The following is a 13,644-nucleotide window of genomic DNA, read 5'->3' on the forward strand; positions in this document are numbered from 1 at the left end:
CGGGCCGTGGCCACCTCCGAGGCCGGCACCCTGCGCCTGGGCACCGCGCAGGGCCGCTGGGTACTACTGGCGACGGTGCTCGGCTCCAGCATGGCGATGCTCGACGGCACGGTCGTGAACGTCGCCCTGCCCCGGATCGGCACCGATCTCGGCGCCCCGCTCTCCGCCCTGCAGTGGACGCTCAACGCCTACCTGCTCACCCTGGCCGGGCTGATCCTGCTCGGCGGCGCGCTCGGCGACCGGTACGGCCGGCGCCGGGTCTTCCTGCTCGGCGTGGTCTGGTTCGCCGCCGCCTCGGCGGCCTGCGCCGCCGCGCCCACCATCGAGGTGCTGGTCGCCTCCCGCGCCGTCCAGGGAATCGGCGGGGCCCTGCTCACCCCCGGGTCACTGGCGATGCTCCAGGCCGTCTACCACCCGGACGACCGCTCGGCGGCGGTCGGCCTCTGGTCCGGCCTCGGCGGGGTGTCGGCCGCGGTCGGCCCCTTCCTCGGCGGCTGGCTGGTGGACGGCCCGGGCTGGCGGTGGATCTTCCTGCTGAACGTCCCCCTGGCCGCCCTGGTCGTCCTGGTGGCCGCCCGCCACGTGCCGGAGACCCGGGACGAAAGCGCGACCGGACGGTTCGACGTGCTCGGCGCGGCACTCGCCGCACTGGCCCTCGGCTCCGTCACCTACGCGCTGACGGCGGCGGGCGACGGGCTCTCCGCCGGGGTCTGGGTGACCGGCGTGGCCGGGCTGCTGCTGGGCGCGGCCTTCGTCGTGGTCGAACGCCGCACCCGGGAGCCGATGCTGCCGCTCGGCCTCTTCTCCTCCCGGCTGTTCACCTCGGTGAACCTGGTCACCCTCTGCGTCTACGCCGCCTTCAGCGGGGTGTTCTTCCTGCTGGTCGTGCAGCTGCAGATCGTCTCCGGCTTCTCCCCGCTGGTCTCCGGACTCGCCCTGGTGCCGATCACCCTGCTGATGCTGACGCTCTCCGCCCGGGCGGGCCGGCTCGGCAAACGGATCGGCCCCCGGCTGCCGCTCACCGTGGGCCCGCTGCTCTGCGCGGCCGGCGTGCTGCTGATGCTGCGGATCGGCGCGGACGCCTCGTACTGGACGGACGTGCTGCCGGCCGTCACCGTGATGGGCTGCGGGATGGTGCTGCTGGTCGCACCGCTGACGGCGACCGTGCTGGCGGCGGTGGAGGTCCGGCACGCGGGCATCGCCAGCGGTGTCAACAACGCCGCCGCCCGCGCGGCCGGCCTGCTCGCGGTCGCGGCGCTGCCGGCCCTGGCCGGGCTCAGCGGCGACGCCTACCGGGTGCCCGCCTCGGTGGACGCGGCCTTCCACACCGCGATGCTGATCTGCGCCGGACTGCTCGCCACGGGCGGGCTCATCGCGGCCGCCACCGTCCGCGGCAACGTCCTCGCTCCCGAGGACCATCCGGTGGCCGAGCCGGACTGCCGCTACTCCTGCGGCACCAACGCCCCGCCGCTGGACCCCGGCCACCCCGGCACCGCGACGGCCCCCGAACACGGCGAGGGCCCCGCCACCGGATCGGCGACGGGGCCCTCGAAGGCCTGACGGAACGTCAGAGGATGTCACCAGGCGCGTACTTGGCAGCCTCGGGGTAGGCGGCGGCGACGGCCTCGACCCGGCGGACCACCTCGGCCACCTGCGCACCGGCCGCGCCGGTGAAGGAGAGCCTGTCGGCGAGCAGCGCGTCCAGGGCGGCCCGGTCCAGCGGGATGCGCTCGTCCGCGGCCAGCCGGTCCAGCAGCTCGTTCTCCCGGGCACCGGCCCGCATGGCGAGCGCCGAGGCGACGGCGTGCTCCTTGATGACCTCGTGCCCGGTCTCCCGGCCGACGCCCGCGCGCACCGCGCCCATCAGCACCTTGGTGGTGGCCAGGAACGGCAGGTAGCGGTCGAGCTCGGCCTCGATCACGGCGGGGAAGGCGCCGAACTCGTCGAGGACGGTCAGGAAGGTCTCCAGCAGGCCGTCGAAGGCGAAGAACGCGTCCGGCAGCGCGACCCGGCGGACCACCGAGCAGGAGACGTCGCCCTCGTTCCACTGGTCGCCACCCAGCTCGGCGGTCATCGACGCGTACCCGCGCAGGATGACGGCCAGGCCGTTGACGCGCTCGCAGGAGCGGGTGTTCATCTTGTGCGGCATCGCGGAGGAGCCGACCTGGCCCTCCTTGAACCCCTCGGTGACCAGCTCGTGGCCGGCCATCAGGCGGATCGTCTTGGCCAGGCTGGACGGCGCGGCGGAGAGCTGCACGAGGGCGGTGAGCACCTCGAAGTCCAGCGAGCGCGGGTAGACCTGGCCGACGGAGGTCAGCACGTTGTCGAAGCCGAGGTGGCCGGCGACCCGGCGCTCCAGCTCGGCGAGCTTGTCGGTGTCGCCGCCGAGCAGGTCCAGCATGTCCTGGGCGGTGCCGACCGGGCCCTTGATCCCGCGCAGCGGGTAGCGGGCGATCAGCTCCTCCAGGCGGCGGAAGGCGACCAGCAGCTCGTCGGCGACGGTCGCGAAGCGCTTGCCCAGCGTGGTGGCCTGCGCGGCGACGTTGTGCGAGCGGCCGGCCATGACCAGCTCGGCGTGCTGGGCGGACAGCCGGCCCAGGCGCACCAGCACGGCGACCGTCCGGTCGCGGACGTGCTCCAGCGACTGGCGGATCTGCAGCTGCTCGACGTTCTCGGTCAGGTCCCGGGAGGTCATGCCCTTGTGGATCTGCTCGTGGCCGGCGAGCTCGCTGAACTCCTCGATCCGGGCCTTCACGTCGTGGCGGGTGACCCGCTCACGGGCGGCGATCGAGCCGAGGTCGACCTGGTCGATCACCCGCTCGTAGTCGGCGACGGCGCCCGCGGGCACCTCGACGCCGAGGTCCTGCTGGGCCTTCAGGACGGCGAGCCACAGGTGGCGCTCAAGGACCACCTTGTGCTCGGGGGACCACAGCTGGGCCAGGGTCGCCGAGGCGTACCGGGAGGCCAGGACATTGGGGATCTGGGGCTTCGCGCTCACGCTTCGCAAGCCTAACAGCCGAGGTCAGCCGGAGCGCCGCCGGATCGGGTGGGCCGGACCGCCATCCTCTCGCGGCCCGCACGCGGCGGCCGCACCCCCTCCCCACAACGCCCGCCCACCCCGACCACACCGCTCACCCCGCGCCCCGTCGCGCCCCGGCCCGCAGCGCCCGCCGCAGCAGCCTGACCAGCGGGCTCCAGCGTGCCGGCCGGGCCACCGCGCCGGTGCAGGCGCGTTCGGCCCGGTCCATGGCGTCCTCGATCAGCGCGTCGTGCAACGGCCGGAAGAGCAGCGGCCAGCTCAGCAGCGCCCGGCCGCGCGCGTGCATCGCCAGGGTGTGCCGCAGCACCGTCCGCCCGCCGTCCGCCCGGTGGACGGTGCACTCGTGGAAGCCGTCGAAGCCGCGCGGCCCGGTGAAGGCGAACCGCACCCACCGCCCGGGGACGTACGCCGCCACCGTGTACCGCACCGGTCCGTGCCCGCCCGCGGCGCCCTCCTCGGACCCGGCGACGGCGGGTACGGCGGCGGCCCGCGAGGCGGTCGCCTGGTGCCGGCGAAACCCCTGCGGGCCGCGCTGCTGTCCTACGGGCCGGACGACTTCGGGCGCGCCGAGTGGCTCGCCGAACAGGCCGCACGGGCGGACCGCGGCAAACGCCGGGATCCGGGAGGCGGTGGCGGCGTTCACCCGGCGGCTCGACGCGACCGCCCCGGTGGACGCCGCACGCGTGGCCCTCGCGCTGGTGGACCTGCCGCTCGCCATCGCCCGCCGTCACCTGCGCGCCGGCGCGACCCTGCCCCCGTACGCCGAGGAACTGGCCGAGAGCACGGCCCTGCGCCTCCTGGCGCCCTGACCCGCGCCCGGCGGGGCGGGGCGGAAGCGCGGGCGGGGCGGTCGGGGACTACTGACCGCCCGCGGCCCGGCCGGTCAGCACCGGCAGCACCTGGGCGCAGATCGAGTGCAGCGACACCCGCTGGTCGTCCGTCATCGCCTCGAAGGCCTGGTGGGTGCGGGCCATCTCGGCCCGGATCAGGCCCAGGATCTCCCGGCCCTGCCCGGTGATCACGACGATCTTGACCCGCCGGTCACCGGCCGCCGCCTCGCGGTTGGCCAGGCCCAGCGACTCCAGCCGGTCGACGATCCCGGTCACGTTGGAGGCGTCGCAGCCGAGCCGCCCGGCCAGCGCGCGCATCGGCACCGGCTCCTGCACCGCGCCGAGCGCCTTCGCCTGCGAGGAGGAGAGCCCGTGCCGGGCCGCCGCGGCCGCGAAGTCCTGGAAGTAGGCGGCGCCGACGGCGGCCAGCGCCTCCATCAGCTCGGCGTTGGTCGGTACGGTCGTCGTCGCTGTCGAACCCATGGGGTCAGCGTACGGCCGAGTGCTTCAGCAACTCAAGCTTTGACCACGGCAAAGGTCCTCGGGCCAACCGCCCGAACGGCACCTCAGAGCACCAGCTGGTCGAAGAGCCGCCGCAGCTCCGCCTCCGGGTCCGCCGTCAGACCGGTGTGCACCGGGCCCGGCTGGACGACCGCGCTGCGCGGCGCCGTCAGCCAGCGGAACCGCTGCCCGGGGCTGTCGGCCGCGGCCGGACCGGCCGCCGGCCCGCCCGCGCAGACCGCTTCGATCCCGTGCAGCGCCCGCCGCACCCCGGCGACGTCCGCCACCGGGTCCAGCGCCAGCAGCCGGGCCTGGTCCAGGTGGGTCCGCGCGGCCAGGTGCGCGCTCTGCCGGCAGTACAGCAGCACACCGACGTTGACGCACTCGCCGCGCTCGACCCGCGGCACCGCCCGGATCACCGCGTACTCGTAGTCGTGCAGTTCGGCGACGGCCGGCAGGGCGGCCGTCGGTACGGACCCGGTCATGCGGACACCTCCGGCAGCCAGTCGCGCGGACCGGCCAGTCGCCCGGTCAGCTGGGCGCGGTACGCGGCGCGCACCGCCTCGGGCGAGTCGAACCCCGGCTCGTCCACCAGCCAGACGTCCGGGATCTGCGCCACCGCCGCCTCGACCGCCGCCTCGGCGAGGGGGGCGAGCGCCTTGTCCGCCGCCACCAGGTCCGGTTCGGCCCGCAACAGCGCGTGGTCGGAGGCGTCGTACGGGCGGCGGACCCACCCGGCGGCGCCGGCCCAGTGGTGGTGGAAGATCAGGCTGGCGCCGTGGTCGATCAGCCGCAGGCCGCCGGTGGCGACCAGCAGGTTGGGGTTGCGCCAGGAACGGTCCACGTTGCCGATCAGCGCGTCGAACCAGAGCACCTGCCCGGCCAGGCCGGCGTCCACGTCGAAGCAGAGCGGGTCGAAGTTGAGCGCACCGCTGACGAAGGCCATGCCCAGGTTGACGCCGCCGCTGGCCCGCATCTGGTCCTGGACCTGGGGGTCGGGCTCGCTGCGGGCGAGCACCGGGTCGAGGTCGACCGTGACCAGCTCCGGCACCGGCAGGCCGAGCCGACGGCCGAGTTCACCCGCCAGCACCTCCGCCACCAGGGCCTTGCGGCCCTGCGCGGCGCCGACCCATTTCAGCGCGTAGAGCCGCCGGTCGTCGGCCTCGACCAGGCCCGGCATCGAGCCGCCTTCTCGCAGTGGGGTCACATAGCGGACCGCCGTCACCTCGGGGAGCACGCCGGACAGCCTATCGGGCACCTGCGCGGCCGGTGCCCTCCCGGACGGCGTCCGCCACCGCCTCCGCCATCCGCACCGCCCCGGTGGCACCCCGCACCGCACCGTGCCAGTGTGGCGGGCAGTAGTGGTCTCGGACCCCGCGCGGTACGACCTGCACTGTGAGGATGAGCGATGGAACGATCTCGGATCCTGATCGTGGGCGGCGGCTTCGCCGGACTGGAGTGCGCTCGCCGCCTCGAACGCAAGCTCTCGCCCTCGGAGGCGGAGATCTCGCTGGTCACGCCGTTCAGCTATCAGCTCTACCTGCCGCTGCTGCCGCACGTGGCGGCCGGCGTCCTCACCCCGCAGTCGGTCGCGGTCTCGCTGCGCCGGTCGCTGCGCCGCACCCACATCGTCCCGGGCGGCGCGATCGGGGTCGACCCGCGCTCCAAGGTCTGCGTGGTCCGCAAGATCACCGACGAGGTGGTCGCGCAGAAGTACGACTACCTGGTGCTCTCCCCCGGCAGCGTGACCCGCACCTTCGACATCCCGGGCCTCACCGACTACGCCCGCGGCATGAAGACGCTCGCCGAGGCGACCTACGTCCGTGACCACGTGATCGCCCAACTCGACCTCGCCTCGGCCACCCTGGACCAGAAGGAACGCGAGTCCCGGCTCCAGTTCGTGGTGGTCGGCGGCGGCTACGCGGGCACCGAGACGGCGGCCTGCCTCCAGCGCCTGACCACCGCGGCGGCCCAGCGCTACCCGCGGCTGGACGCCCGGCAGATCAAGTGGCACCTGATCGACATCGCCCCGAAGCTGATGCCCGAGCTGGGCGACGCCCTCGGAACCGCCGCCCTGGAGGTGCTGCGCGGCCGCGGCATCGAGGTCTCGCTCGGCGTCTCGGTGGCCGAAGTCGGCGCCGAGTCCGTCAAGTTCACCGACGGCCGGGTGCTCCCCTGCCGCACGCTGATCTGGACGGCGGGGGTCGCGGCCAGCCCGCTGATCGGCACCCTGGACGCGGAGACCGTCCGCGGCCGGGTCGCGGTGACCGCCGAGATGCGGGTGCCGCAGTTCGAGGGGGTCTTCGCCCTCGGCGACGCGGCCGCGGTGCCGGACCTCGCCAAGGGCGACGGCGCGGTCTGCCCGCCGACCGCCCAGCACTCGGCCCGCCAGGGCCGGGCAGTGGCGAACAACGTGATCGCGGCGCTGCGCAACCAGCCGCTGGAGCCCTACTACCACAAGGACTTGGGCCTGGTGGTGGACCTCGGCGGCAAGGACGCGGTGTCCAAGCCGGTCGGTGTCGAGCTGCGCGGCGTCCCCGCCCAGCTGGTGGCCCGCGGCTACCACCTGATGGCGATGCGCACCAACGTGGCCAAGTTCCGGGTCGGCGCCAACTGGCTGCTCAACGCCACCGCCGGCGACGACTTCGTCCGCACCGGCTTCCTGGCCCGCCAGCCCGCCCGGCTGCGCGACTTCGAGTACACCGACGCCTATCTGACGAAGGATCAGGTGCGGGCGCACGCCCAGGCCCTGCTCGCCAAGGGCTGACCCCGAACCGGCACAGCCGCCGCCCCCCTGCCCCCGACGACCGGGGGCAGGGGGCAACGTCCTTTCCTCACGGGCTACTTCGCGGTCAGGTACATCCCGCTCGCGTCCTGCCCCGCCGTGTTGCGGCACGCGTAGTTGCCGCTCGGCCGCGCGTACAGCAGGGTCAGGCACTGCCCGAGGGCCTGCTGGCCGTAGTAGTTGGGGTGCATCGACTCCTGCACGGTGCCCTGCGAGGAGCTGAGCCCGGCATCCACGAACCGCGCCCACTCGCTGGTGGTGGCGGAGGGGGCGGTGGTGGACGTCGCCTGCCGGGTCGCCTTGGAGCAGACCTCACGGCCCTGGAGCATGTCGCCGAGGTCGAGGAACTGCACGCCCTTCGAGGCCGCGACGCCCGCCAGCGCGCGGGAGATCTGCGGCACCAGCGAGTCCCGCGCCCAGTCGGCGTCCCCGTTCCAGAACGGGCACCCGCCGGTGTCGGAGCGGCTCCAGCCGCTCTCCGGGTAGCGCATCTCCGCGCTGCGCGGGATCGGCGAGGGGTAGGACTGCAGCACGATCCGGTAGTCCCCGGCCGTGTAACCGGCACCGGACATCACGGCCCGGATCTCGTCCAGCGCCTTGCCGACGCCGGCCATCGCGGCGGGCATCCGGGAGTCGATCGCGGCCTGCTGGTCGTCGTTGCAGTAGGAGTACCAGACCAGGTAGTCGGAGACGCAGGTCGTGATCACATCGGAGAAGCCGAGGTCGTTGCCGCCGATCGAGAGCGTGATCAGCTTGACGTTGTACTGGCTCGCGACGGCCGCGAGCTGGTCGGCCTGCGGGGCCTCGCCCTTGAACGACTGGCCGCCGTTGGCGGCGCGGTAGACGTTGGCGGCGACGGCTCCGGAGCAGGCCAGGTTGAGCTGGGTCTGCGTGACGGGGGCACTGCGGACCTCGGCGACGTCCGAGCGGTCGCACCCGCTCGCGTAGGTCGCGCCGTACACCCGGGCCGGATCGTACGCAGTGCCGGTCCAGGCCCGGTCGGTACTGGCCCGACTGCCGCTGGTGACAACGGAGTTGCCCTTCCACCGGCCGGCCTCGCCGGAGATGTAGCTGTCACCCATGCTGACGCTGGCCGTCGCACCGGAGGGCGTGGCGGCCCGGGCGGGGGCGGCGGCGAAGGCGACCAGGCCGGCCGCACTCAGCGGAAGGGTGAGGACTGCGGCGAGCAGTCGCCTCGTGAAGCGGGTGGTTCTGCGGGTGATGCTCGAACACTTTTCGGGCACGGCGGAACTCCTGCGGTCGGTCTCGCCCGCTGTGTGGGGGCGGGGAGACGCGTAGGTGAGGGTAGGCCGCCGGCCGGTGGCGAGGAGAACATGACATGCCCGCGCTTGTTACCGCTAGGTATCTGCACCAGGTTTCTCGCTGTGTTACCGGTCGGTTCAGATCAGTCGCGAGACGTCACCGCCCGTTCCCAGTACGGCCGCCAGATCGTCGGCCAGCCGCCGCGCGTCGGCGGGATCCAGCTCCGCCACGGTGACCCGCAGGCCGGGCGGGGACTCCACGCGGAACCGCGCGCCGGGCGCCGCGACCCAGCCTCGCTGCACCAGCGCGCCCAGCACGGTGGTCTCGTCCGGGACCGGCACCCAGACGTTGAGCCCGCTGGCGCCGTGGGCCTCGATGCCGCGCGCGGCCAGCTCGCCGATCAGCGCGTCCCGCCGCGCCCGGTAGGCGGCGGCCACCCGCGCCGGCGGCGCGGCGTCGGCGCGCCACAGTTCGGCGACGGTGCACTGCAACAGGTGGCTGACCCAGCCGGCGCCCAGCCGCTGGCGCCCCAGTACCCGCCCGATGGTCTCCTCGTCCCCGACCGCGTAGGAGAGCCGGAGGTCCGGCCCGTACGCCTTGGCCGCCGAACGGACCACCGCCCAGTGCTCCGACCCGGCGCCGGCCAGCGGGTGGTAGGGCTGGTCGACGATGCCGTGGCCGTGGTCGTCCTCGATGAGCAGCACACCGGGGTGCTCGGCCAGCACCGCGCGCAGCGCCTGCGCCCGCCCGGCGGTCAGCGCGGCTCCGGTCGGGTTCTGCGCCCGGCAGGTGACGATGACCGCGCGGGCACCGCCCTCCAGCGCCCGGGCGAGCGCGTCGGGCAGCGGCCCCTCGTCGTCCAGCCGGACGGACGCGGCGCGCAGGCCGAGCGCCGGCAGCAGGTCCAGCAGACTCCCCCAGCCCGGGTCCTCGACGGCGACGGTGTCGCCGGGGCGCAGCCGGGTGACGAGGATCCGTTCGATGGTGTCGAGCGAGCCGGAGGCGATGGCGACCGGACCGGCGGGCAGGCCGTCGGCGCGGAACCCCTCGGCGGCGAGGGCGAGCAGCCCGGGGTCGGCGGCGGGGTGGCCGTAGCGGACCGGGTCCCGGCGGGCGGCCGCGGCCGCGGCGGCGAGGGCCGGGGTGAGGTCGGGCAGCTGCGCCGGGTCCGGGTTCCCGTTGGAGAGGTCGCGGGCGTGCGGCGGGACGGGCATCCGGATCTGGTCGCGCGGGGTGGTGGCGGGCCGCGGACGGATCCGGCTGCCCTTGCGGCCGGCGGTCTCGATCACGCCCCGGTCGCGGAGCAGCCGGTAGGCGGCGGCGACGGTGTTGGGGTTGACGCCGAGCTCGCCGGCCAGGTCGCGCAGCGGGGGCAGCGCGGTACCCGGCGCGAGCCGTCCGGAGCTGACGCCCTGCTCGACGTCGGCCGCGATTTCGCTGGCGCGCCGCCCCTTGATCGGATAGTCTCCTAGCACAAAACGGATTATGCACTAGTACATAGAGGTTGTCATGTCAGGCAGCGCCGCGTCCTACTCCCGCACCCCGCGCACCACCCCGACCCGCTACAAGGAGCGTGCGACCTGGGAGCAGGACGCCATCCACGCCATTCTGGACGCCGGCTACCTCTGCCACCTCGGCTTCATAGCCGACGGCGCCCCGGTCGTGCTGCCGACCATCTACGCCCGGGTGGGCGACCGCCTCTACATCCACGGCTCCACCGGCAGCCGGCCGATGCGCGGCGCCAAGGGCGACGAAGGCCTGCCGGTCTGTGTCACCGTCACCCTGGTCGACGGCCTGGTGCTGACCAAGTCCGCCTTCAACCACTCGATCAACTTCCGTTCGGTGGTCGCCCACGGCACCGCCCACCAGGTGACCGACCCCGAGGAGCTGTCGGTCGCACTGGACGCACTGGTCGACCAGACCGTCCCCGGCCGCTCCGCCGAGGTCCGCCCGGCCAACGCCAAGGAGCTGGCCGCCACCGCCGTCATCCGCCTCGTCCTGGACGAGGTCTCCGCCAAGACCCGGGCCGACGACGCCGACGACGACGAGGAGGACCTCGGCCTCCCGCACTGGGCCGGCGTGGTGCCGGTGACCACGGTGTACGGCACGCCCGTGCCGCACGCCTCCACCACCGTTCCGCTCCCCGCGCACCTGCGCGACTTCACCGGCTGACGGGCCCGCCGATGCTGATCAGGTCCTGGGACAGGGGCGACGAGGCCGAATGGCGGGCCTGGCTCGCCGAGGGGCGCGACTTCGGCCTGCTCGCCGCCAACGGCCGCGACGGCGAGGGCCCGGTGCTGGTCCCGACGCACTTCCTGCTCGACGCGGAGGCCGGCGAGATCCTGCTCCACCTCGCCGCACCCAACCCGCTGCTCGCCGCCGTCCGCGCCGACCCCGCGGTGACCCTCGCGGTGACCGACGACTACGCCTTCGCCCCCGGCCACTGGCGCGGCGAGCCGGGAACGCCGACCAGCTACTACGCCTCGGTGCACTTCGTCTGCACGGCCGAGGTCGTCGAGGACGCGGCCGGGAAGGCGCGGATCCTCAACCGCCAGCTGGCGCACTTCCAGCCGGAGACGCCGGACACCCGGGTCACCCCCGGCGACGGCCCGTTCGGCCGGCTCCTGCCGGGCCTGCGCGGGCTGCGGCTGACCGTGCGCGAGGTGCGGGCCAAGTTCAAGTACGACGACAAGAAGCCCGTCCACGAGCAGCACGCCCTCGCGGACCGGCTCGCCGCGCGCGGGCACGGCCGGGACGCGGGCGTCCGCGCCCAGCTGCTCCGCCGCAACGCCCGCCGTACGGGGTAACGGCACTGACGTGGCGTCACCCGTTCGGACCCGTTCCCGGGCGGGCCGGCGCAACCCCTGATCGAATGTGGGACGAATCCTGCCCATTCGGCCGTGCCGGCGGGCCCGTCCACTCGGGGAGCGCGTGTGACCACCACCCACACCCATCCGGCATCCGGCGAGGCGCACCTCGGGCACGTCGTCTTCATCTCCGCCGCGGCCGCGATGGGCGGGTTCCTGTTCGGCTACGACAGCGCGGTGATCAACGGCGCTGTGACCGGCATCCAGAAGCACTTCGGGGTCGGCAACGGCGAGACGGCCTTCGTGGTGGCCATCGCGCTGCTCGGCTCGGCGGCCGGCGCGGTGGCCGCCGGCCGTCTCGCCGACCACCTCGGCCGGGTCCGCACCATGCTGCTGGCCGCCGTGCTGTTCGCGATCAGCGGCGTCGGCTCGATGTTCCCGCCGACCATCCAGGTGCTCGCCACCTGGCGGGTGGTCGGCGGCGTGGCGATCGGCATCGCCTCGGTCATCGCGCCCACCTACATCGCCGAGGTCGCGCCCACCGCCTATCGCGGCCGGCTGGCCTCCTTCCAGCAGATGGCGATCGTGCTCGGCATCACCGTCTCCCAGCTCGCCAACTGGGCGCTCAACCAGGCCGCCGGCGGGGAGTCCACCGGCCACCTCGGCGGCGTCCAGGCCTGGCAGTGGATGCTCGGCGTGGAGGCGGTCCCGGCCCTGGTCTACGGGCTGATGGCGCTGGCCATCCCGGAGTCCCCGCGCTACCTGATCGCCGACCACCGCGAGGCGCAGGCCCGCAAGGTCCTGCTGGAGGTGGAGGGCGAGGGGGTGGACCTCGACTCCCGGGTCGCCGAGATCCGCGCCGTGCTGGAGTCCTCGCACAAACCCCGGATCAAGGACCTGCTGGGCGGCCGGTTCGGGCTGCTGCCGATCGTCTGGGTCGGTATCGGCGCCTCGGTGTTCCAGCAGTTCGTCGGCATCAACGTGATCTTCTACTACTCCTCGTTCCTCTGGCAGTCGGTCGGCATCAACGAGGCCAACTCGCTGCTGATCAGCCTCTCCACCTCGATCGTCAACGTGATCGGCACGGTGGTCGCGATGGTGCTGGTCGACCGGATCGGCCGCAAGCCGCTCGCGCTGGCGGGGTCGGCCGGCATGGCGCTCTCCCTGGGCACCGCGGCCTGGGCCTTCTCCTACCGGCAGGGCACCGGCGACACCGCCACGCTGGCCGACACGTACGCCACCGTCGCGCTGGTCGCCGCGCACGTGTTCGTGTTCTGCTTCGCCTTCTCCTGGGGCGTGGTGGTCTGGGTCCTGCTCGGCGAGATGTTCCCCAACCGGATCCGGGCACTCGCCCTGTCCGTCGCCGCCTCGGCCCAGTGGATCGCCAACTGGGCGATCACGGTCAGCTTCCCCGACCTCGCCGACTGGAACCTGTCGGCGACGTACGTGATCTACGCCTGCTTCGCGCTGCTCTCCATCCCCTTCGTGGCCTTCTGCATCAGGGAGACCAAGGGCCGCGCGCTGGAGGAGATGGGCTGACCCACCGCCCGCGGCACCGCCGTCCACGCAACCGTCCACGCCACCCCCGTCCGCGCCCCCGTCCGCAGCAGCACCGTCCACGCCGCCGTCGGCGGCCCGTCCCACCGAGAGGAAGCCATGCCTGAGCAGGGCGGCTCCCGGCAGAACGTCACCTTCCCGAGCAACGGCCGCGAGGCCCACGGCTACCTGGCCCGGCCCCCGCAGGGCGTCGGCCCCGGCCTGGTGGTGGTCCAGGAGTGGTGGGGCCTCACCTCGCACGTCGCGGCGATGGCGGACCGCTTCGCCGCCGAGGGCTTCACCGTCCTCGCGCCGGACCTCTTCGGCGGCGCGACCACCCACGACACCGCCGAGGCCGCGCGACTCAAGCGCGAACTCCCGGTCGAGCGGGCCGTGGTGGACCTGCGCGGCGCGGTCGACCACCTGCTCGGGCTGGACGGCGTGGTCGGCGACGCGGTCGGGGTGGCCGGTTTCTGCATGGGCGGCGGCTTCGCCCTGCTGCTGGCCGCCGCCGAGGGCGACCGGGTGGCGGCGGCGGTCCCGTTCTACGGGCTGCCGCCCGACCCGGACTTCGACTACCGGGGCCTGACCGCCCACGTCCTCGGCCACTACGCCGAGCACGACCGCTCGATCCCGATGGACGCCGTCGACGAGGCGGCGATCCGGATCGGCGAGGCCACCGACGTCCGGCCCGAGATCCACTTCTACCCGGCCGGGCACGCCTTCATGAACGACGAGAACCTGCTCGGCACCTACGACGCGCTCCAGGCCCGGATCGCCTGGCGCCGCACGCTCAGCTTCCTCTGGGGACACCTCGGGTAGGCCGGCCGGCAGCGGCCCGCGCCGATGGGCCGGTAAGACCCGAAAACCGGCTGGACAGCT

General features: G+C 74.0%; 14 protein-coding genes. 7 read left to right on the forward strand and 7 right to left on the reverse strand.

Annotated elements, in window-relative coordinates; all coding sequences use genetic code 11:
- The first annotated feature begins 6 nt into the window (after positions 1-6).
- On the forward strand, positions 7-1,560 hold the full coding sequence (locus J5Y04_RS15485) for an MFS transporter (RefSeq protein WP_307853126.1): 1,554 nt from the start codon (positions 7-9) through the stop codon (positions 1,558-1,560).
- Between the two features lie 7 nt (positions 1,561-1,567).
- Here the strand turns inward: J5Y04_RS15485 and purB are convergent, their stop codons facing one another.
- Complete coding sequence (purB, locus tag J5Y04_RS15490; RefSeq protein WP_209412576.1) at positions 1,568-2,998, reverse strand: adenylosuccinate lyase; 1,431 nt, start codon at positions 2,996-2,998, stop codon at positions 1,568-1,570.
- Positions 2,999-3,131: 133 nt separating this feature from the next.
- Positions 3,132-3,683 (reverse strand): hypothetical protein, encoded by a 552-nt coding sequence (locus J5Y04_RS15495; protein WP_307853127.1) that lies wholly within the window; start codon positions 3,681-3,683, stop codon positions 3,132-3,134.
- Here J5Y04_RS15495 and J5Y04_RS15500 point away from each other — a divergent pair.
- The gene (locus tag J5Y04_RS15500) at positions 3,670-3,849 is read left to right on the forward strand and encodes a hypothetical protein (RefSeq protein ID WP_209412577.1); all 180 of its coding nucleotides are present in this window, start codon (positions 3,670-3,672) and stop codon (positions 3,847-3,849) included. The genes J5Y04_RS15495 and J5Y04_RS15500 overlap by 14 nt on opposite strands.
- A gap of 48 nt (positions 3,850-3,897) precedes the next feature.
- Here J5Y04_RS15500 and J5Y04_RS15505 read toward each other — a convergent pair whose 3' ends face one another.
- The 3 genes from J5Y04_RS15505 to J5Y04_RS15515 all read right to left on the reverse strand — a co-directional run bounded on the left by J5Y04_RS15505 (position 3,898) and on the right by J5Y04_RS15515 (position 5,608).
- Complete coding sequence (locus J5Y04_RS15505; RefSeq protein ID WP_209412578.1) at positions 3,898-4,353, reverse strand: MarR family winged helix-turn-helix transcriptional regulator; 456 nt, start codon at positions 4,351-4,353, stop codon at positions 3,898-3,900.
- An 83-nt stretch (positions 4,354-4,436) separates the two neighbouring features.
- On the reverse strand, positions 4,437-4,856 hold the full coding sequence (locus J5Y04_RS15510) for a DUF3037 domain-containing protein (protein WP_209412579.1): 420 nt from the start codon (positions 4,854-4,856) through the stop codon (positions 4,437-4,439).
- Positions 4,853-5,608 carry a HipA family kinase gene (locus tag J5Y04_RS15515; protein ID WP_174315593.1) on the reverse strand — a complete coding sequence of 252 codons (756 nt, stop codon included), beginning with the start codon at positions 5,606-5,608 and terminating at the stop codon, positions 4,853-4,855. The genes J5Y04_RS15510 and J5Y04_RS15515 overlap by 4 nt, the downstream gene beginning before the upstream one ends.
- A 171-nt stretch (positions 5,609-5,779) precedes the next feature.
- Between J5Y04_RS15515 and J5Y04_RS15520 the strand changes: the two genes are divergently transcribed.
- Positions 5,780-7,138 carry an NAD(P)/FAD-dependent oxidoreductase gene (locus tag J5Y04_RS15520; RefSeq protein WP_209412580.1) on the forward strand — a complete coding sequence of 453 codons (1,359 nt, stop codon included), beginning with the start codon at positions 5,780-5,782 and terminating at the stop codon, positions 7,136-7,138.
- Between the two features lie 74 nt (positions 7,139-7,212).
- Here J5Y04_RS15520 and J5Y04_RS15525 read toward each other — a convergent pair whose 3' ends face one another.
- A complete protein-coding gene (locus J5Y04_RS15525) occupies positions 7,213-8,400 on the reverse strand; it encodes a GDSL-type esterase/lipase family protein (RefSeq protein WP_307853128.1) in 1,188 nt (395 codons plus the stop codon).
- A 156-nt stretch (positions 8,401-8,556) separates the two neighbouring features.
- Positions 8,557-9,894 (reverse strand): aminotransferase class I/II-fold pyridoxal phosphate-dependent enzyme, encoded by a 1,338-nt coding sequence (locus J5Y04_RS15530; protein WP_209412581.1) that lies wholly within the window; start codon positions 9,892-9,894, stop codon positions 8,557-8,559.
- Between the two features lie 34 nt (positions 9,895-9,928).
- On the opposite strand from J5Y04_RS15530, the gene J5Y04_RS15535 reads away from it, so the two are divergent.
- From J5Y04_RS15535 to J5Y04_RS15550, 4 genes are all read left to right on the forward strand, one after another.
- Positions 9,929-10,591 carry a pyridoxamine 5'-phosphate oxidase family protein gene (locus tag J5Y04_RS15535; protein ID WP_209412582.1) on the forward strand — a complete coding sequence of 221 codons (663 nt, stop codon included), beginning with the start codon at positions 9,929-9,931 and terminating at the stop codon, positions 10,589-10,591.
- Positions 10,592-10,602: 11 nt separating this feature from the next.
- On the forward strand, positions 10,603-11,226 hold the full coding sequence (locus J5Y04_RS15540) for an FMN-binding negative transcriptional regulator (RefSeq protein ID WP_209412583.1): 624 nt from the start codon (positions 10,603-10,605) through the stop codon (positions 11,224-11,226).
- A gap of 204 nt (positions 11,227-11,430) precedes the next feature.
- On the forward strand, positions 11,431-12,765 hold the full coding sequence (locus tag J5Y04_RS15545; RefSeq protein WP_374106033.1) for a sugar porter family MFS transporter: 1,335 nt from the start codon (positions 11,431-11,433) through the stop codon (positions 12,763-12,765).
- Between the two features lie 117 nt (positions 12,766-12,882).
- Positions 12,883-13,584, forward strand: a complete 702-nt coding sequence (locus J5Y04_RS15550) for a dienelactone hydrolase family protein (protein ID WP_209412585.1) — start codon at positions 12,883-12,885, stop codon at positions 13,582-13,584.
- The last annotated feature ends 60 nt before the right edge of the window (positions 13,585-13,644 follow it).

The sequence above is a fragment of the Kitasatospora sp. RG8 genome (assembly GCF_017813315.1).
Classification (GTDB): domain Bacteria; phylum Actinomycetota; class Actinomycetes; order Streptomycetales; family Streptomycetaceae; genus Kitasatospora.

Coding starts and splice junctions, on each gene's coding strand:
- J5Y04_RS15505 (WP_209412578.1), bottom strand. CDS start 4,353: ATGGGTTCGACAGCGACGACGACCGTACCGACCAACGCCGAGCTGATG.
- J5Y04_RS15510 (WP_209412579.1), bottom strand. CDS start 4,856: ATGACCGGGTCCGTACCGACGGCCGCCCTGCCGGCCGTCGCCGAACTG.
- J5Y04_RS15520 (WP_209412580.1), top strand. CDS start 5,780: ATGGAACGATCTCGGATCCTGATCGTGGGCGGCGGCTTCGCCGGACTG.
- J5Y04_RS15535 (WP_209412582.1), top strand. CDS start 9,929: ATGTCAGGCAGCGCCGCGTCCTACTCCCGCACCCCGCGCACCACCCCG.
- J5Y04_RS15540 (WP_209412583.1), top strand. CDS start 10,603: ATGCTGATCAGGTCCTGGGACAGGGGCGACGAGGCCGAATGGCGGGCC.
- J5Y04_RS15545 (WP_374106033.1), top strand. CDS start 11,431: ATGGGCGGGTTCCTGTTCGGCTACGACAGCGCGGTGATCAACGGCGCT.
- J5Y04_RS15550 (WP_209412585.1), top strand. CDS start 12,883: ATGCCTGAGCAGGGCGGCTCCCGGCAGAACGTCACCTTCCCGAGCAAC.